This window comes from Bradyrhizobium erythrophlei (genome assembly GCF_900129425.1).
Classification (GTDB): Bacteria; Pseudomonadota; Alphaproteobacteria; order Rhizobiales; family Xanthobacteraceae; genus Bradyrhizobium; species Bradyrhizobium erythrophlei_C.
In genome coordinates, this window is record NZ_LT670817.1 from 6,702,840 (window position 1) to 6,722,185 (window position 19,346).

The 19,346-nt window shown below is 64.0% G+C and carries 15 protein-coding genes and 1 other RNA gene; 4 read left to right on the forward strand and 12 right to left on the reverse strand.

What is annotated here, in order from left to right; genetic code table 11:
• Positions 1–28 precede the first annotated feature (28 nt).
• From B5527_RS31940 to rsmH, 3 genes are read right to left on the reverse strand one after another with little or no spacing between them, the layout of a single operon-like run.
• Positions 29–1,777 (reverse strand): peptidoglycan D,D-transpeptidase FtsI family protein, encoded by a 1,749-nt coding sequence (locus B5527_RS31940; protein ID WP_079605050.1) that lies wholly within the window; start codon positions 1,775–1,777, stop codon positions 29–31.
• Positions 1,774–2,154 carry a cell division protein FtsL gene (ftsL, locus tag B5527_RS31945; RefSeq protein ID WP_079605051.1) on the reverse strand — a complete coding sequence of 127 codons (381 nt, stop codon included), beginning with the start codon at positions 2,152–2,154 and terminating at the stop codon, positions 1,774–1,776. Before ftsL ends, B5527_RS31940 begins: the two co-directional genes overlap by 4 nt.
• Positions 2,155–2,156: 2 nt before the next feature.
• On the reverse strand, positions 2,157–3,152 hold the full coding sequence (rsmH, locus tag B5527_RS31950) for a 16S rRNA (cytosine(1402)-N(4))-methyltransferase RsmH (RefSeq protein WP_245332348.1): 996 nt from the start codon (positions 3,150–3,152) through the stop codon (positions 2,157–2,159).
• 690 nt (positions 3,153–3,842) lie between these two features.
• Here rsmH and B5527_RS31955 point away from each other — a divergent pair.
• Positions 3,843–4,625, forward strand: a complete 783-nt coding sequence (locus B5527_RS31955; RefSeq protein WP_079607668.1) for an N-acetylmuramoyl-L-alanine amidase — start codon at positions 3,843–3,845, stop codon at positions 4,623–4,625.
• A gap of 58 nt (positions 4,626–4,683) precedes the next feature.
• Here B5527_RS31955 and B5527_RS31960 read toward each other — a convergent pair whose 3' ends face one another.
• Together B5527_RS31960 and B5527_RS31965 are read right to left on the reverse strand one after the other, a co-directional pair.
• Positions 4,684–5,925, reverse strand: a complete 1,242-nt coding sequence (locus tag B5527_RS31960; protein WP_079605053.1) for an RNA polymerase sigma factor — start codon at positions 5,923–5,925, stop codon at positions 4,684–4,686.
• 135 nt (positions 5,926–6,060) lie between these two features.
• Entirely contained in the window at positions 6,061–6,411 is a 351-nt protein-coding gene (locus B5527_RS31965) for a YciI family protein (protein WP_079607669.1), read from the reverse strand.
• 147 nt (positions 6,412–6,558) lie between these two features.
• Between B5527_RS31965 and rnpB the strand changes: the two genes are divergently transcribed.
• Positions 6,559–6,985: RNase P RNA component class A (gene rnpB, locus B5527_RS31970), an RNA gene on the forward strand.
• A gap of 192 nt (positions 6,986–7,177) precedes the next feature.
• Here rnpB and B5527_RS31975 read toward each other — a convergent pair.
• Complete coding sequence (locus B5527_RS31975; protein ID WP_079605054.1) at positions 7,178–7,894, reverse strand: alpha/beta fold hydrolase; 717 nt, start codon at positions 7,892–7,894, stop codon at positions 7,178–7,180.
• Positions 7,895–8,122: 228 nt separating this feature from the next.
• Here B5527_RS31975 and B5527_RS31980 point away from each other — a divergent pair, with 228 nt between their 5' ends.
• Positions 8,123–8,848 (forward strand): sulfite exporter TauE/SafE family protein, encoded by a 726-nt coding sequence (locus tag B5527_RS31980; RefSeq protein WP_245332349.1) that lies wholly within the window; start codon positions 8,123–8,125, stop codon positions 8,846–8,848.
• Positions 8,849–8,854: 6 nt separating this feature from the next.
• Here B5527_RS31980 and B5527_RS31985 read toward each other — a convergent pair whose 3' ends face one another.
• The 6 genes from B5527_RS31985 to B5527_RS32010 form a co-directional block, all read right to left on the reverse strand.
• Positions 8,855–10,624 carry an O-antigen ligase family protein gene (locus tag B5527_RS31985; protein ID WP_079605056.1) on the reverse strand — a complete coding sequence of 590 codons (1,770 nt, stop codon included), beginning with the start codon at positions 10,622–10,624 and terminating at the stop codon, positions 8,855–8,857.
• Positions 10,625–10,763: 139 nt separating this feature from the next.
• Positions 10,764–12,569 (reverse strand): ABC transporter ATP-binding protein, encoded by a 1,806-nt coding sequence (locus B5527_RS31990; RefSeq protein WP_079605057.1) that lies wholly within the window; start codon positions 12,567–12,569, stop codon positions 10,764–10,766.
• Positions 12,570–12,882: 313 nt separating this feature from the next.
• Entirely contained in the window at positions 12,883–14,385 is a 1,503-nt protein-coding gene (locus B5527_RS31995; protein WP_079605058.1) for an MBOAT family O-acyltransferase, read from the reverse strand.
• 9 nt (positions 14,386–14,394) lie between these two features.
• On the reverse strand, positions 14,395–15,381 hold the full coding sequence (locus B5527_RS32000; protein ID WP_154072633.1) for a hypothetical protein: 987 nt from the start codon (positions 15,379–15,381) through the stop codon (positions 14,395–14,397).
• A 49-nt stretch (positions 15,382–15,430) separates the two neighbouring features.
• A complete protein-coding gene (locus B5527_RS32005) occupies positions 15,431–17,017 on the reverse strand; it encodes a DHA2 family efflux MFS transporter permease subunit (RefSeq protein ID WP_079605060.1) in 1,587 nt (528 codons plus the stop codon).
• A gap of 53 nt (positions 17,018–17,070) precedes the next feature.
• A complete protein-coding gene (locus B5527_RS32010) occupies positions 17,071–18,405 on the reverse strand; it encodes an HlyD family secretion protein (protein ID WP_079605061.1) in 1,335 nt (444 codons plus the stop codon).
• Between the two features lie 184 nt (positions 18,406–18,589).
• On the opposite strand from B5527_RS32010, the gene B5527_RS32015 reads away from it, so the two are divergent.
• The gene (locus B5527_RS32015; protein WP_079605062.1) at positions 18,590–19,231 is read left to right on the forward strand and encodes a TetR/AcrR family transcriptional regulator; all 642 of its coding nucleotides are present in this window, start codon (positions 18,590–18,592) and stop codon (positions 19,229–19,231) included.
• Positions 19,232–19,346 lie beyond the last annotated feature (115 nt).

Here is a 19,346-nt window from a genome sequence, read left to right on the forward strand (position 1 = left end):
GCGCCCCCGTTTTACGAAGTTCTACGCCTTACTGGGTTGTCCTGGATGCCGCAAGAATAAGGCGGTCGGACGGCGGCAGATCGAAACGCGGTTCGATGCCCAGAAGCGGCGCAATACGGGCGATCACATTGCCGCCGGTCGGCACCGCGTTCCAGCCGGAAGTCATGAAACCGTAGGTTTCCTTCAGCGCCTGCGGCTCGTCCAGCATCACCAGCAGCTGGTATTTTGGATTGTCGGCAGGCAGGATCGCGGTGAAGGCCGTGAGCACGCGCTTCTTGGCGTAGCGGCCGTTGACGACTTTTTCGGCTGTGCCGGTCTTACCGCCGATGTAATAGCCCTTGACGTCGGCCTTTCGGGCGGTGCCGATCTCGGCATTGAGGCGCATCAGGAACCGCATCTTTTCGCTGGTCTCGGGCTTGATCACCCGTTTCGCCAGCGCCATGGCTTCCTGCTCGCTGCGTTTCAGGAAAGTCGGCGGAATCAGATAGCCGCCGTTGACCAGCGCGTCGATGCCCATCACCGCCTGCAGCGGCGCCACCGCGATGCCGTGCCCGAATGCGATGGTCACCGTGTTCAACTCGCCCCAGTGCTTCGGCAGGATCGGCGATGCGCTCTCGGGCAGTTCGGTACGCAGCCGGTCCATTTGCCCCATCTTGCGCAGGAACGCCTTGTGCGCCTCGACGCCCTGCGACAGTGCGATCCGCGCCGCGCCGACGTTGGACGAGAAGGTGAAAACCTCCTTCATGGTGAGAAAGCGGCCCTTAGGTTCGTCGTCGTGGATCGTGAACTTGCCGTAGTGCAGCGGACCGCGCGCGTCCCACAACGAGTTGAGATCGGACTTGCCGGAATCCAGCGCCATCGCCAGCGTGAAGGCCTTGAAGGTCGATCCCATCTCGTAGACGCCTGTGGTCAGACGGTTGATGCGATCGGGATCGTGCGCCTCTTTCGGATTGTTGGGATCGAAATCCGGCACCGACACCATCGCCACGATTTCGCCGGTCCTGACGTTGGAGACGAGACCGGAGGCCGCCTTGGCGTGGAATTTTTCCTTGGCCTTGAGCAGTTCGTCGCGCAACGCGTGTTCGACGCGCAGGTCGACCGACAATTCCACCGGCAGCTGCAGGCGATCGGTGGCGAAGCCGGCGCGGTGCAAATCGGCGAGACCGTTGGTGTCGAGCCATTTCTCCATCCCGGCGATGCCCTGGTTGTCGGTGTTGACCAGGCCGATCAGATGCGCGACTTCGGCGCCGGTCGGGTACACCCGCTTGTTCTCGCGCAGGAAGCCGATGCCGGGAATGCCGAGGCGGTGAATTTCCAGCTGCTGCTTCGGCGTGATTTCGCGCTTCAGCCAGACGAAGCCTTTTTTCGACGACAGCCGGTCGCGCACTTCGGCGGTGTCCAGATCCGGCAGCGTCGCGGTCAGGAGCTCGACGGCTTCATCCTTGTCGATGATCCGGCGCGGCTCGCCGAACAGGCTGGGCGCCTTGACGTCGGTGGCGAGCACCTCGCCGTTGCGGTCGATGATATCCGGCCGCGCGGTGGCGATGGCATCCTGCGCCGCGGTGTGGCGCGCGCCGTGATTGTCGCCGACGGCGGCGAACATGACCAGCCGTCCGCCGATCACCGCATAGATCGTCAGGAATGCCAGAATCGTAAATCCGACGCGGGCGCGCGCTTTCGCGGCGCGGTCGACGTTGCGCCCGTACAGCAGGCTGCGGATCAGCCGCTGCCGCCATGGTTCTGTGGGCTTGACTGGCCTGGGCGCCCGATCCGTCATTGTTGAGCCTCCGGCGCCGGCACCGAACCGGTCACGGCAGCGGAATCGATCGTCTCGATCATCGCGCCGATCGGATCGGGCTCACCGGACCTGGTGAAGTTCGGCGGCCGCTCGGGCAGGTTCTTCAACTGATCGTATTGCGTGGCGGCAATGGGCTTCAGCGGCAGATGGCGTTCGGCGAGGCCCTGCAGCCGCACCGGCGCATCGAGCTTGGCCCATTCCGAACGCAGCACCGCGATGGCGTCGCGCTGCTCGCGAATCTCCGCATGCAGCCGCAGCACCCGCTCGGTACGCAAGGTGGAGTCCATCTTGATCCGGTAGACGTAAGCGGCGGCGAAAACCAAAGCGGCGATGACGAGGAGGTGGATGATCCGCATGGTCAGCCTCCCTTCATCACGCGGGCGAGGGTCGGCCATTCCGGCAAGGCGTTGGCGGCATGCGGCGGCGCAGCGGTGCGCTCGGCCGCGCGCAACTTCGCCGACCGCGCGCGCGGATTGGCCGAGATCTCGGCGTCGTCAGGCGTGACCGGACGTTTCGTCAGAAGAGTGAAGCTCGGCACGGCCTGCGAGACTTCGGGCAAATGCCGCGAGCCGCCGCCGGCCTTGCTGCGCTCGACCATAAAGTTCTTGACGATGCGGTCTTCCAGCGAATGAAACGACACCACCACCAGCCGGCCGCCGGGCTTCAGCACGCGCTCCGCCGCCGACAGCGCCAGGTACAATTCATCGAGTTCTTCGTTGACGAAAATCCGCAACGCCTGAAACGTTCGCGTCGCCGGGTGAATTTCCCCCGGTTTGGACCACACCACTTTCGCGATGATATCGGCCAGCGCGCGGGTGGTCGTAATAGGCGCTTCCTTGCGGGCGGCGACGATGGCGCGGGCAACGCCGCGGGAATGACGCTCCTCGCCGAAGATATAGATGATGTTGGCGAGATCGGCTTCCGACGCGGCAGCGATCACATCCGCCGCGGTCGGGCCGTCGTGTCCCATCCGCATGTCGAGCGGGCCGCCGAGGCGAAACGAGAAGCCGCGGTCGGCCTCGTCGAGCTGCATCGAGGAAACCCCGACGTCCATCACCACGCCGTCGACCGCATCGAGACCCTGCCCCGCGCAAATTTCGGCAAGATTCGAGAACCGGTCCTCGACCAAGGTGAGCCGCCCGCCGGACCGATCGACCAGGTCGAACCCGGCCGCTACGGCTGAGCGGTCCCGGTCGATGCCGATGACGCGGGTACCGGCGGTGTCGAGGATTGCCCGGCTGTAACCGCCGGCCCCGAAGGTGGCGTCGACATAGACGCCGCCGTCGCGGGGCGAAAGCATCTCGACCGCCTCGCGACCGAGCACGGGAACATGGCGTGTGCCAGCCGGATTCATGCGCCGGCTCCGGGCGCGGTCCGGGTCAAAGTACGGAAATTGCACGCCAACGGGCCCATTGCGCCTCAAATATGTGCGCTTCGCGCGGCTTTTCCGGTCGAAAAGCCACTGCGAGGCACGGTTGCCGCTCCCGCGCGTCCCACTTCGCAACCCCTGATTTCCCGACGGAATGTACTGGGCTGCCATGGGATTTCGAGCGTCAAATGGGGCCTCGGCCGCCCCAAAACGGGTTCGGCGCTTCACCACTTAGTAACGTCAGTTAGCGTTAAGAAAGCGTTGATGGGACTGATTCAATTCCCTCGCGGGGAATGAGGGCCGGGTTCCTGATGTTTAGGTGTCATTCCGGGGCGATGCCAAGCATCGAACCCGGAATCTCGAGATTCCGGGTCTGGTCCTTCGGACCATCCCGGAATGACGGGGCAATTTGTCGGACCATCTGAGCCTTGATCGCCAATCGCGCCTCCGGTGATGCTTCCCGCACACACTCGGCCAAAATGCGAGGGCGAGGCCGGCGCGCGCATTGCGCGGACGACATCGTAAAGGAATAGTAAACGACGTTCGTTTTGAAAACGCACTGTTGCCGTTCTCCTGCCCCGTTTGAGCTATCCTATGCCGCTCGGTTCGTTCGCATCTGTTGGTTCCGATTCGAAGCGTCAACGTGCCCTGCCGATTCCAAGGGCCAGCGCGAACATGAAGACATTCACCCCGGATTCCTCGATCGCTTCCGACGTCATCCCTTCGGCGAATTATGGCGAGCGCCACAAGGGCCGTTTGCCCGACATGATCGTGCTGCACTACACCGGCATGCCGGACGTGGAAGGCGCGATCGCGCAACTGTGCACGGCGGGCACCGACGTATCGGCGCATTACATCGTTCTGGAAGACGGCCGCATCGTGCAGTGCGTCCCGGAAGCCAAGCGCGCCTGGCATGCCGGCGTGGCGTCGTGGGCCGGCGAAGAAGACATCAATTCCTGTTCGATCGGCGTCGAGATCGTCAATCGCGGCCATGACTGGGGCTATCCGGAATTTCCGCTGCGCCAGATCGCGGCAGTGATCGCGCTGTGCCGAGGCATCATGCTCCGCCGCAAGGTGCCGTCACACCGCGTGCTGGCGCATTCCGACGTCGCCCCATCGCGCAAGAGAGATCCCGGCGAAAAATTCCCATGGCATTCGCTGGCCAATTCCGGGGTCGGTCATTGGGTGCAGCCGGCGCCGATCGTTCGCGGCGAAGCGCTCAGGCTGGGCACCATCAGCGACGACGTCAGCAGCCTGCAGCAGGCGCTCGCCAAATACGGCTACAGCGTCCCGGTCAACGGCAAATATGACGGGTCGACCATGGAGGTGGTCACCGCGTTCCAGCGCCACTTTCGCCCCGTCCGCGTCGACGGCGTCGCCGATCATTCGACGCTGACCACATTGCAGTCGCTGCTCGCCAGTCTTTCGGCCGATACCAAGGCAGCCGCGACGGGATAGGCGCCCATCCGGCGAACTCGGTTTCCGTCATGGCCGGGACAAGCCCGGCCATGACGATCTACTTGTCTTCCAGCTCCACCAATCGCCGCGCGTAAAGCCGCCGCAACGGCTCGAGCTGCGTCGCGGCGGTCGCCTGCAGATAGGCTTCGCGCGCCGCTTCGCGCCGGCCGAGCCGGCGCAACAGGTCGGCGCGGACCGCCGGCATCAGTTCGTAACCCTTGAGTCCGCCGCGCCCCTCCAGCGCGTCGATCAGATCGAGTGCGCGGCCCGGTCCGTCCACCATCGACACCACGGCGGCATGATTGAGCTCGATCACCGGCGAGGGGCTGATCCGCAGCAGCACCTCGTAGAGGCCGGCGATCTGCGGCCAGTCGGTGTCGCGATAGCTCGGCGCCCGCGCATGCAGGGCGGCGATCGCGGCCTGCACCGCGTAGGATTGCGGCCGGCCCGGCATCCGCAGCGCCTCTTCCACCAGCCTCACACCCTCGGCGATCTGGCAAGCATCCCACAGCGCGCGATCCTGCTCTTCCAGCAGCACGATGTCGCCGCCCGCGGTCGCGCGCGAAGCGCGGCGCGCGTCATGCAGCAGCATCAACGCCAGCAATCCCTTGATCTCGCCCCGTTGCGGCATCAGGGCGTCGAGCAAACGACATAGCCGGATCGCCTCGCGCGCCAGACTGGGCCGCATCAGTTCCTCGCCCGATGTCGCCGCGTAGCCTTCGGTGAACACGAGATAGATCACCGCGAGCACCCCGCGCAGCCGCGGCTCCAGCGCTTCGCGCTCCGGCACCTCGTAGGGAATGCCGGCCAGACGGATTTTCTGTTTGGCGCGAACGAGGCGCTGCGCCATCGCGTCCTCGCCGGTCAGGAAGGCGCGCGCCACCTGCGCGGTCGTCAGCCCGCACACCGTGCGCAGCGTCAGCGCGACCTGCACCTCGATGGCGAACGCCGGATGGCAACAGGTGAAGATCAGCCGCAGCATGTCGTCGTCGAGCACCGCGGCGGCCGGCTCGCCGCCGGCCGATGCGTTGAGCAGCAATTCGTGCAGCAGTTCCCCCTGCTTGCCGCGAAAGGCGATGCTGCGGCGGATCCGGTCGATCGCCTTGTTGCGTCCGACATTGACCAGCCACGCCCGCGGATTGGACGGCGGATCGGCGGCCGGCCAGCGTTCGAGCGCGACCGCAAAGGCATCCTGCAGCACGTCCTCGGCGAGATCGAAATCGCCGACCAGGCGGATCAGCGTTGCCAGCGCCCGACCCGCCTCGTCACGGAATATTTTTTCGATCTCGGTGGGGGTCATCGGGTGGCCGTTTGAGGAACGCCATCATTCCGGGGCGACGCGGAGCGTCGAACCTCAGATGTGCAATTGCACATCGGGGAATCTCGAGATTCCGGGTCTGGTCCTTCGGACCATCCCGGAATGACGGGGAAAGCGTCAATCATAAACCCAGATCGGTCTCACCTCGATCGAACCGTACCGGGCGCTGGGAATCCGCGCGGCGATCGCAAGCGCGGTATCGAGATCTTTGGCCTCGACCAGATAATAGCCGCCGAGTTGCTCGCGCGTCTCGGCGAACGGACCATCCGTCGTCAGCGTCTTGCCCTCGCGGACCCGTACCGTGGTCGCCGTCGTCGTCGGCTGCAGCCGGTCGCCGGCCTTGAAATTGCCGCTCTGGATGATGGACTGGGTAAATGCACCGTATTCCTCCAGCATCTTCTTGCCCGTCGCGGCGTCGATTTTGGCGTAATCGGCTTCGTTCTGATAGATCATCAGCAGATATTGCATGGCTAGCTCCTTTTGATCGGCTTGATCGCCGACATCCGGTCGAACGGGCGGATCGCAAAACGACATCTTCAGGATAAATTATTTTCGCGGACCGCGGACAGCGTTATCGGCTTGACGCGCGCGCCCTGAGCCCCCATGCCTTACCCGTCAGTCGGCCGGACGGCCGCTCCGGCAATCACCGAAAGGTGGCTGGAGAGGAAAGTCCGGGCTCCATCGACATACGGTGCCGGATAACATCCGGCGGGGGCGACCCCAGGGACAGTGCCACAGAGAACGAACCGCTTCCCCACCCCAAAAGGGAGGGGCAGCAAGGGTGAAAAGGTGCGGTAAGAGCGCACCGCGGGTCCGGCAACGGAACCGGCATGGCAAACCACACCGGGAGCAAGACCGAATAGGGACGGCAACGCGGGTTCGTTCGCGCAAGCGAAAACACCGCAGGGCGATGTCAGGCTCGCCGTCCGGGTAGGTTGCTCGAGGCAATGTGCAAACATTGTCCCAGAGGAATGGCCGTCACGTATCGTCCGCGCAAGCGGACGGTGCCCTACAAAACCCGGCTTACAGGCCGGCTGATGCTTTTACGAAAGCGTTTTCGAAGAAAACGCGTCTTACTGAGAATGAGGGGTTCGGCGTAACACGCCGGACCCCTCGCCATTTTTGAGGCAGTGATTCCCTTTAGATGGTCTCATTCCGGGGCGGGAGCGAAGCGAGCGAACCCGGAATCTCGAGATTCCGGGTTCGTGCTTCGCACGCCCCGGAATGACGTTAATTATCCCACCCGCTCCGCGACGATCCCTTGCAACGTCGGCATCAGCGTTTCCGGCGCCGTCACATGCGGCGAATGGCTGGCGTCGATCTCATGATAGCCCCAGCCGGACTCGCTTTTGGCGCGCTCGGCGAACGGGCGGAAAGTGTCCGCAGGCGGCGTACGCAGGGCGTAGATGTAGCTGCGAGGCAGGGTAAGCTCACCGTGGCGCAGCTTGAGCGGCGTCACAAAACATTTGATCGGCATGTCGACGCGGCGTTCGCTAAGCCATTCAACGTCGGCGGGCGACGTATCCGGCGGCGTCGGATTGGGTGGCACCCGCCAGCCGTCGCCGGTCGCCGCAAGTTGCATCATCCGCGCCCGCGCCGACTCGTTCAGATCCAGCAGGGACTGTCCGTCACGCGGCACGAAGGCGTCGAGATAAATCAGCTGCCTGATGCGGTCACGCGCGCGGTCGGCGACGCCAGTGGCGACCATACCGCCATAGCTGTGGCCGATCAGCGCGATGTCGCGCAGGTCTTCATATTTGATGACGTTCAGGATGTCCTGGATGTGGGTTTCGAGATCGATCGATGGATTGGCCAGATGCTCCCGCTCGCCGAGACCGGTGCAGGTCGGCGTGACCAGACGATGCCCCGCCGCAGCCATCAGCGGGTGCATCTTCTTCCATGCCCAGCCTGCCGACCACGCGCCGTGGCAGACGAGAAAGGTTGCTGCCATGATGTTTCCTCGTTGGGCGGTGGACCAGAGTCATTTTGCGATATTTTCGACCCATCGCGTGATGTAAACGTTGCTCGCTAACTCAACAGCAGTCATTCCGGCATCACGCAAAGCGCGAGAGTCATTTCGAGATTCCCCGATGTTCAATTGCACATCTGAGGCTCGCGCTTTCAGCGCGCTCCGGAATGACGCAGGAAATACGGAACGGCGATAACCACGGCCGCCCTTGTGCTTCTCTGTCTTGGCGCACTCGGCGGCGGCTTCGTGTCCGGCCTCGCCGGCTTTGGCACCGGACTGGTTGCGCTGGGAATTTGGCTCTACGTGTTGCCGCCCTCCCTCGCCGTGCCGCTGGTCATCATCTGTTCGATCGTCGGGCAGTCTTCGACGCTGCCGGCGTTCCGGCACGTCATCGACTTCAAGCTGGTTTGGCCATTTCTGATCGGCGGCCTCGCCGGCGTGCCGGTCGGTACCGCGCTGGTCGCCTATGCCGACCCACATATATTCAAATTGAGCGTCGGCGTGCTGCTTCTGGTGTTTCCGACCGCGCTGTATTTCAACCGCACCCCGATTGCGCTTCGCTTCGGCGGACGGGCGGCGGACGCGGCGATCGGATTCGCCGGCGGAATCCTGGGCGGCCTCGCCGGTCTGTCCGGCCCGCTTCCGACGCTGTGGGCGAGCGTGCGGGGCTGGGACAAGGACGCGCGCCGCGGGGTTTTCCAGACCTTCAACTGGACCGTGCTGGTCGCCGCTCTGTGCCTGCAGGCGGGCACCGGCTTCATCACTTCCGAAGTGCTTTGGCTCGCGCTGCTCGCTTTGCCGGGAACGATATTCGGCGCCTGGCTCGGCGCGCGCACCTATCACGCCCTCAGCGACAAAAATTTTCGCGATGTCGTGCTCGGCCTGCTGTTTCTGTCGGGCGTCGGCCTGGTCTGGAGCAGTCTCGGCGTGCGCTAACCCGTGCTAAAACCGGCACTCCGGCAGCTGTTCGTCCCATCCGATATAAGACCTACCAACTTCGACGAGACATCTCCCCGACGGATTATCGTCCGTGGGAGCGACATGAAACATCAAGGCATAGCTCTTGCCGTTGAGCGACAGGTATTGGGCTTGCTGATCGACCCCTGAAAAATCCCCCGATTCCGGGGCAAGATATCCATCCCCGATCAATTCCTTCCTGAGATCGATGATCGGGGTCTCCAAAATCGGATAGCCGCCGCGCGCGGCCTGGTACGCCTTCAGCGCCGCCACCGTCGACCTGATCTCCCGGGCCAGCGGCGTATTCACCGGCGGAGCCTGGAAGAAATCGAAATAAAACAGGGTTCCGAACACCAGGACCGCAACGACTGCGGAGCCAGCCAGAACTTTCGAAAGTACCGGTCTGGCGGCACCGGCGGTGATGGCCGTCGAAGCCGCGCTGCGCAGAGCCTGCCAGCAAGACGACCGCGGCGCCGCAGGAGAGCCGGCATACGATTGCCCCGCATTGAGCGTCATGCCGCCGGCGACACCCACGCCGATCACGTACATCCATCCCTCGACAAAATCGAACAGATGCGAGTTGAACAGCGAGGTCAGAACATTTTGCACGACGACCAGCAATCCGACCCAGTTCACCCAACCCTCGCCGCGAAACAGCGACAAATGGCATAACCACATCGCGTAGAGCACAACGATGCCGATCGCGCCCCACTGCACCGCCACATTCAAGGTCTGATTGTGCGGATTTCCGACAATTTCAGCCTGGGCGCCGGTCTCGCCGATGGCGGCTTGTTCGAACAGACCCCGCGTGGATCCGGTGCCGTGTCCGATCACCGGGGCTTCGGCAAAGAAATCCATGGATTTCTGCCAATACTCGAGCCGCGAACCTACCCCGGAGGGATTGTTCTGGATTCTGGTTTGCCGGTAGTCGGAAACGAATTTTGAGGCCGTCGCGCGCAAGGACGGCGATGCGTTCCAGACCACCGCCGAAAGCACCGCGGCTACGCACAGCGATACGATGACCGTTCGGCATTTCAAATGCAGCAGCGCGAACAGCGCCAGCAGGACCGGCATGGTCGCCAGCGCGGTGCGTGAAATGACCACGAAACTCATGTTGACCACGAAGCCCAGGGCGATGGCGGTGAGCAGCGCGGCGAGCGGTATCCTCCTCCTTCGCAGAAACGTCAGGATCGGAAAAGCGAGCGCCACCGCGCACAACGCGAATTCCTGGCTCTGATCGATGTAATTCTTGACGAAGATTCCCCTGCCCTGGGCTTCCGGCTTGAGCGTGAGATGGGGATCGAAGGCGACCGCCCAGGACACCACCATCAACAGCGTACAGGAGGCCAGGAAGGCGATCAAAACCCACGGCCCGCGGGGAGAGCGTTGGTAATGATAAAGCAGCAACGGCAGCGCCAGCAATTTGGCAGTCGGGCCGACGGCATAGAGACGCGCGCCCCACGATGCGTCCGACCACAGGGTTCCGATAAGCGCCAGGGCGAAGAATGCGATCGGCAAAACACAAATCGGGCGCTTCAGCGACCGCAGGAACGGGCGTGCCTCCAGCGTCGGGATCAGCGCGAAAATCCACAACACCACGGCGATCACGACGCCCGTGGTCGACCAGGGCAACAATATCGCGATCAGAACCGTCAGCAGGTCGATATTAAGGATCCGCGCAGCCGGATCGTGCCAGGCGGAAAAAACCAGCGAAATCCCCGACAGACGAGGCTCCGTTCTCACGGCTTCAGTCATTTTTGCCTTTGCGCGACCGAGACAGCGAATACCTAGCTTAAGCGGCCAGTATGCCGCAATCCCGCAACCGCTCGGGGAACCCGTCGATCGCCGTCATTCCGGGCCGTGCGAAGCACGAGCCCGGAATCTCCCGTGACGCTCACCCGGCCGCCGAGATACGGTCGAATTCCGTCGCCTGGCGCTCGAACAGCCCGCGATAGATTCCGCCGGGTCGGTTGGCGAGCGCGGCGTGCACGCCCTGCTCGACGATCTGGCCGCGATCGAACACCAGGATGCGGTCGAGGCTGCGTACCGTCGACAGCCGGTGCGCGATCACGATCGAGGTCCGCCCCTTCATCAGCCTTTCCATCGCCTGCTGGATCAAGGCCTCCGATTCGGAATCGAGGCTCGAGGTCGCCTCGTCGAGGATCAAAACCGGCGCATCGGCGAGAAACGCGCGCGCCAGCGCCACCCGCTGCCGCTCGCCGCCCGACAGCTTGACGCCGCGTTCACCGACCAGCGTGCCGTAGCCCTTCGGCAGCCGCAGGATGAAGTCATGCGCATTGGCCAGCCGCGCGGCCTGCTCGATCGCCGCCATGCTGGCGCCGGGCCGGCCATAGGCGATGTTCTCGGCCAGCGAGCGATGAAACAGGATCGGGTCCTGCTGCACGATCGCGATCTGGCTGCGCAGCGAATGCTGTGTTGCCAGAGCGATATCCTGGCCGTCGATCAGGATTCGTCCCCCGCTGACATCATAGAGCCGCTGCACCAGCTTGACGAAGGTGGTCTTGCCGGAACCGGAGCGGCCGACCAGGCCGACACGCTCGCCGGCGCGGATATCCACCGACAGGCCGTCATACAGCGGCGCGATGTGGCCGCCGTAATGGAAGGTCACGTCCTCGAACACGATGCGTCCGCCATGGACGATGATCGGCACCGCGCCGGTGGCGTCGGCAACGCCGATCGCCACGTCATGGATCGCGACCAGCTCATCCATGTCGTTGACCGAACGCTGCAGATTGTTGATGTGCATGCCGACATCGCGCAAATAGGCGTGGATGATGTAGTAGCTGGTCAGCACATAGGTGACCTCGCCCGGCGAGGCACGACCGGCGACCCACAGCAGCAAGGCGCCGCCGATCACGGAGGCACGCAGGCACAGCAACACCGAAAGCTGCGCGGTCGAGGTGTAGTTGTAACGCAGCCAGGTCCGCCGCACCCGCGTGCGCCATCGGCTGATGACGCGCGCCAGCCGCGCGTCCTCGCGCGCCTCGGCGCCGAACGACTTGACGACGGCGTTGCAGGTCAAGGCATCGGCCAGCGTGCCGCCGACCCTGGTGTCCCAGGCATTGGAGATGCGCGCCGCCGGCGCGATGTAGCGGGTCGAGAACAGCACCGTCATCGACACATAGGCCAGCGCGCCCACCGCGATCACGAGACCGAGCGAGGTCCAGTGCAGTCCGAGCAGGATCATCGACCCCAATAGCACCACCAGCGACGGCAGCAGCGCCATCAGGATGGTGTCGTTGAGCAGATCGAGCGCCCACATGCCGCGGGTGATCTTGCGCACCGTCGAGCCGGCAAAGCTGTTGGCGTGCCAGTCGGTCGAGAAGCGCTGCACGCGCATGAAGGCATCGCGCGCCACATCGGACATGATCCGCAGCGTGAACGGCACGATCGCCTGCAACCCGATCAGGCGCAGGATCATCGACAGCAGGCCCAGCGCCACGATCGCGCCGAAAGCCACAAGCGCCGCACGGCGAGCCGCCGGGTCCGCCGCCCCCGACGTCATGGCGTCGACCAGATGTCCCGAAAACACCGGCATGAAAAGATCGGCCACCGTTGCGCCCAGCAGGCCGCCGGCAACGGTCGCCGCCGCCAGGGGCTGATGGAGCCAGTGGCGGAACACGAACGGAAGCACCACGCGGATCGCGGAGGGGCGCTTGTTGTGGAGAGAAGCGGTCATGGCGTCATTCGGCTGTGCTCGCGCACGGTCCGGCTCCGTTTGAGTTGACGCGCGACGGCGACAGGCCGAACGCGAGCGTCGTTGAAAAAATCGGTGACTTACTGGGAAGCTTTGATCGGGACGTCAGGCCCGATCGATGCTGACGAAAATGGCCCTCAAAGGGCGAGGCAGGCGTCCAGCATGGACTTCGGACGCGAGGGCGCGATCTGCGAATAAGACGAAATCATGCAAATCCCTCCCCGGTTCGAGTGACGAAGCGGTGCTTATAAATACATCAGGGGCGTTTTGCAACATGCGGGCCGATTGAACGTGCTCAGAACTGAAAATACAAAAATTCCAGCCGTTGCCACATTCCGAACAGCGAGATCGCAAATGCGATCGCGGCAACCAGCGCCCACGCAGCGTTCGGCCGCCATCGCAGCCAGGAAGCCCGCTCCGGCGCGCGGCGATATTCGCGATAGCCGAACAGTTGCGGGACGTTGGGCAGGAAAAGCGCGATCGCGAGCGCCAGCGCCACCGCGCCGCCGCCGATCAGCAGCAGCCGCTGCTCGCCCACCAGCAACGGCAAATCCATCAGCCGAAGCACGCCCGGCGATGCGTAGGCGGAACTCCCGGCTTCGAAGCCGAACAGGCCGCCCAGCATCTGCCACGCTCCATCAGCCGTCCGGGCGCGGAAGAACACCCAGGCAATGACCACGGCAAAGAAAGTGATGGTCCAGGATAATCCTTTGGCGGGCCAGCCGATGGCCGAAGGCGGCGCCTTGCCGCCGCGCCGGCCGGTCCAAAGATGATTGGTGCAGAGATAGACGCCGTGCAGGCCGCCCCAGACCAGAAAATTCCACCCCGCCCCGTGCCAGAGCCCGCCCAGCAGCATCGTCACCATCAGATTGATGTAGCGGCGCTGTTCGCCGAGCCGGTTGCCGCCGAGCGGAATGTAGAGATAGTCGCGCAGGAACCGCGACAGCGTGATGTGCCAGCGCCGCCAGAATTCGATGATCGAGGTTGCCTGATAGGGCGAGCGGAAATTCACCGGCAGGCGGATGCCGAACAACAGCGCGAGCCCGATCGCCATGTCGGAATAACCGGAGAAATCGAAATAGATCTGGAGCGTATAGGACAACGTCGCGAGCCAGGCCCATGACGTGGTGACGCTGCCGCCGGCGTCGAGATGGGCGAACACCGGCGACACGAATTGCGCGAGATTGTCGGCGATGACCACTTTCTTGAACAGCCCGGCAGCGAAGATCGCCAGTCCCCGCGCCGCCAGCACCGCGGAGCGGCCGGTGCGCCCGCGCTTGAACTGCGGAATCATCTCCGCATGATGCACCAGCGGCCCCGCGATCAAATGCGGGAAGAACGACACGAACAACGTGTAGCTTAGGATGTCGCGCTCGACCCTGGCGCCGCGCATCACGTCGACCAGATAGGCGATCTGCTGGAAGGTGAAGAACGAAATGCCAAGCGGCAGGATGATGTTGAAGAACGGCAGCGGCGCACCGGTCAGCGTGTTCAGGCTGTCGAAGATGAAATTGGTGTATTTGAAGTAGCAAAGCACCGCGAGATTGAGCGCGACGCCCGACGTGCCCATGACGCGGCGGCGAAGCGGATCTTCCATCCACAGGCCCAGCGTGAAATTGACAGCGACCGAGGCAACCAGCAGCAGCAGATATATCGGCCGCCAGGCGCCATAGAAAAACAGCGAAGCGCCGGCCAGCACCATGATGCCGGCACGCGGCGAGTGACGGCGCGCGGCGGCGAATGCCAGCACGGTTGCCGGGAGGAATTGAAACAGGAACGTGTAGGAGCTGAACAGCATCGCGGGCGGCTAACGCTTCAGCCGCGACACGAGATAGCGCGTGTAGATCGGTATGCCCGAGGCGTTGACATGCATCTCGTCGGCGTAATTGGCCTGCGCCAGTCCGGGCACCGACTGGATATTGAGGACGTCAAAGCCGCAGCGGCGGCCGGCCTCGGCGACGAGATTCACGTATTGATCGTCCTTGTCGCGCCAGGACGGATCGTGGGCGCGATCGTAACGCGGCGCCCAGGGCGGCACCACCACGGTCAGCTTGCGCGTCAGCGCCACCATGTCGCAGAGCGCGCCGATTTCGAAGCGCGCCTTCGGACCCGACAGATCCCAGCCGGCGTAATGCGCGTTCGAGCCGATTTCGTCCGGCCACCGATCGTCAGGCTGGGTGCGGTCGATGATCTTCAGGCCATGCGCGGCGGGCGGGGGAGCGAGATCGGCGACGCGCTGATCGGCGGCAAGCCGCGCGGCGAAGGCTTCGCGGATGAAGCGGATCAGCGTACCCACGCGCAGCGGCAGAAACGAACGCATCTGGTCGGCGACGCCGAGCCGGGCCGCCACGTCCAGCGGATAGACCGCGGCCGAGCGCACACCTTCGTTGAACAGGAATGGCGCGACGCTGACGACGACCTGAGCCCTCTGGAACCGATCCGGCGCGCGGCGCATGGCGGCCAGAAGCGCCAGCGGCTCACCGGCGTCATAGGCGATGTTGACCGCGGCGCCTTTTGGTTTGCCGATCAATTGCGCGGCAAGATCGGGATCGACCTGGTAGACCGTGCGACTCTCGCCGGCGAAGATCAACTCCGGGCGGGAGGCCAACAGCGGCAGCTTGACCGCGAGCAGAACCGGCACGTCGTCATGGACGCGATCGGCGAGCGCCAATAGTCCCGCCAGCGCCGCCAGCCACACCAGGGCGGTCAGCGCCAGCGCACCCGCGATCCATCGCGCGGAAGCGGCCTGCACATGCGGAAGCGATGCTCGGTGAGCGATGGAAAGGCTGCGCATCATGCCCGCCGTTCAAGCATGAACCGCCACGGCAGACAATATCGGCCGCCTAATGCGCGGGGCCGGAAGAAAGTGCGGCCGGCTTTTTCAAAAGCATGACCAGCAGGCTGAGGCCGAAATAGAACAGCGTCAGCATGAAGAAGGCGTCGCCATAGCCCATCACCACCGCCTGGCGGTGGACGATCTGCGACAATTGCTTCATCGCCATCAGCGCCGCGTCGCCCATGCCCTGCAGGCGCTGGGTGAACATGTTGAGCGTTTCGGTCGCGGTGACATTGCCCCAGGTCACCCTGTCCTGCAGCCGCGAGATATGCAGATCGGTGCGGTCGTTGAGCACCTGGTTGATGATAGCGAGCCCGACCGCGCCGCCGAGGTTGCGCGTCAGGTTGAACAGGCCCGAGGCGTTCTTGACCCGATCCGGAGCCAGGGTCCCGAGCGCGATGTTGTTGGTCGGCACCATCGCGAACATCATGCCGATGCCGCGCAGGATCTGCGGCACCAGCAGTTCATAGAAATCATAGTCGCGGGTGATCCAGGTCATCTGAAACGACCCCATCGCGAAGATGATCAGGCCCGAGGCGATGATCACGCGCATGTCGACCTTCTGCATCAGCCGTCCGACGATCGGCGCGGTGAGGAACATGGTGATGCCGGAGACGAACATGGTCTCGCCGATCATCAGTGCGCTGTAGCCGCGCACCTCCGCCAAATAGCGCGGATAGATATAGGTCAGGCCGTACAGGCCGATGCCGACGCAGAACGAGATCAGGCAGCCGATGCCGAAATTGCGGTCGGTAAAGGCCCTGATATCGACGATCGGCTCTTCCGCGGTCAGCACACGGTAGAAAAAGGCGATCGCAGAGATCGCGCCCACCCCGGCGCAGATCGCCACCGAAGTATCCTGCAGCCACTCGTATTGCGGACCTTCCTCGAGCACATATTCGAGCGAGCCCAGAAAGCCCGCCATCGCGATCAGGCCCCACCAGTCGAACCGGTCGAGCAGCTTGAAATTCGGCTGATCGAAATCGACCAGCGCCAGCACACCGATGGTGATGCCGATGCCGGGGACGACGTTGATGAAGAACAGCCAGTGCCATGACATCGCGTCGGTGATGAACCCGCCGACCGTCGGGCCGATGGTCGGCGCCAGCGTGGCGACCAGACCGATGATCGGGCCGACGATATGGAATTTCGAACGCGGAAACACCGTATAGGCCGAAGCGAACACCGTCGGAATCATGCCGGCGCCCAAAAATCCCTGAATCGCGCGCCACAGGATCATCTGCTCGATCGAGGAGGTGAATCCGCACAGCAGGCTTGCGAGAGTGAAGCCGGAGGCGGAAATCGCGAACAGCAACCGGGTGCCGAGCGCGCGCGACAGGAATCCGGACAGCGGAATCGCGATCACTTCGGCGATCAGATACGAGGTCTGGACCCACGACACCTCGCTCGAGCTGGCCGACAGGCCGGCCTGGATATCGGTCAGCGAGGCCGAGACGATCTGGATGTCCAGGATCGACATGAACATCCCGAACACCATGATGAGAAACGCCACCAGCCGTCGCGGCGCGATGCGCTCGGACGGCGCCGAAGCGGCGGCTATCATCGTGGGTGGGGCGGTGGTGGCATCAGCCATGGTCTGCTCGGCTCAGGACATGCGCACGATCGGGCACCCCGCCCGAGGCGAAATTACTGCGGATGGATCATGGTCGGCGAATCGAGGTCGGCATCGTTGTCGGCATCGGTGGCGCCGGCGGTGGTATCGACGGTGGCATATACCGACATGCCCGCGCGCAGCAGGTTCTGCCTGGCGACATCCTTGGGCACGCGAACGCGAACCGGCAGCCGCTGCACGATCTTGGTGAAGTTGCCGGTGGCGTTGTCCGGCGGCAGCAGCGTGAACACCGATCCGGCCGCGGGCGAGATGCTGTCGACGACGCCGGCGAACTTGCGATGGCCGTAGGCGTCCACCGAGATCGTCACCGGCTGACCCGGACGGATGCGCTTGAGCTGGGTCTCCTTGAAGTTGGCGTCGATATAGACGTCATTGAGCGGCACCACATTGCCAAGCCGCTGCCCGACCACGACGTAATCGCCGGTAGAAACCAAGCGGTTGGAGAAGGTGCCGTCGACCGGCGCGCGCACCGAGGTAAAGTCGAGGTCGCGCTCGGCCTTGGCCAGCGTGGTCTGCAATTCCGCGAGCTGGGCGCGGGCTTCGGCCTGCTGCGCCCGTGTGACCTCGACATTGTCGCGCGCCGCGTCATAGGCGGCTTGCGCCGACTTCACCGCCGCCACGCCCTGATCGCGCCCGGCTTCGGACACCTCGAAAGTCGCGCGCGAGGCAAATCCCTTGGTGTTCAGCGCCTGCTGGCGGTCGAAGTCGAGCCCGGCACGCTTCAGGGCGGCGTCGGCGGAGGCGACCTGGGCCTGGGCCTGCTCGACCGCGCTTTCCAGCGCGGTGACCTGGCGGCCGATCCGGTCGATGGTGGCCTGCTGGGTGGCGATCCTGGTGCGCGCGGCGTCGACCGCGATGCGATAGTCGCCGTCGTCGATCCGGAAGACGACGTCGCCGGTACGGACCACGACGTTGTCGCCCGGAAGGATTGCCGCGACGTGGCCGGACACTCGCGCGCCAAGCGTGGTGTTGTTGGCGCGCACATAGGCGTCGTCGGTCGAGACGAAAAACCGTCCAATCAAAACGTAGTGCACGCCGTAAGCCGCGGCGGCGAGCGCGAGCAGTGTGCCGACGCCCATCATCACCCGTTTGCGTTTTCGCGATTTTGGCGCGGCCGAGTTGGCGGGAGCAGCGGGTGCGGCGGCCGGCTTGTCGGCGGCGGGCTTGTCGATCGCCGGCCGGTCCGGTGCCTCCGCGGGGCGGCGCGCCACCGTCTCGTCCGTAAGATGCGCGCGCAGCGATTCAGCAAGGGCGGCGGGACCGGCGGCAGCGTCGCGCGCGGACTCGCCTTCTGCCGGATCCTGCTCCGGACGAAGGATGCGTGCGGCCTGGTCTCTCGCAGCGGCCATCAAGGCCCCCCATTGCAATGTCGCGATGCAAGCACAGCCAAACGCCCGCTATGCAGCCTCGCCAGCTCTTAATTAACATTGACCGAACGGTTCGGTCAAGATATATTGTTTCGGGGCGAAGATAGCTCCCGAGTCCCTTCCGGTCCGTTTCCGGGGCCGGAATCTTTCCAGAGAAGCTAAACCAATGGTTGCAGCTGACCGCACTACTCTACACCTCATCGGCGATGAGGACAGCTCCAAACGCCGTCAGATTCTCGAGGGCGCCCGAAAGGTCTTCATGGACCTCGGGTTCGACGGCGCCAGCATGGGCGAAATCGCGCGGTCCGCCGGCGTATCCAAGGGGACGCTGTATGTCTATTTCGCCGACAAGAGCCGGTTGTTCGAGGCCATCGTCGAGGAGGAAACGCTCGAACAGGGCAAGGTGACGTTCAACTTCGATCCGACGCGGGACGTGCCCACGACGCTGATGGAGTTCGGTCAGGCCTATATCCAGATGCTGTGCCGGCCGGGCGGCGGATCGGCGACCCGGACGGTCATGGCGATCGCCGAGCGGATGCCCGAGGTCGGCCGACGCTTCTACAGCCACGTGGTGGCGCACACCATCGCCAGGCTCGCCGGCTATCTCGAGACGCGCGCCGCGGCAGGCGATCTGGAAATCGGGGACTGCCAGCTGGCGGCGACGCAATTCATGCAGATGTGTCAGGCGTCGCTGTTCATGCCGTTTCTTTTCCAGGCGGCCCCGGCGCCGTCGGCGGAGCGGATCGCGCAAGTGGTCGAAAGCGCGACGCGGATATTTCTCGCGGGGTATCAAGCCAAACAGGCCTGATCGCAAACCGCCGGCATTCTCCATTCTCAAGACGATTCAATTTTCTGTTTTGAGAGCTTGTCGAGCAGCTTCACATAGGTCCCGTTCAGCGTCTCATCTGAAGGATCCTTGATGT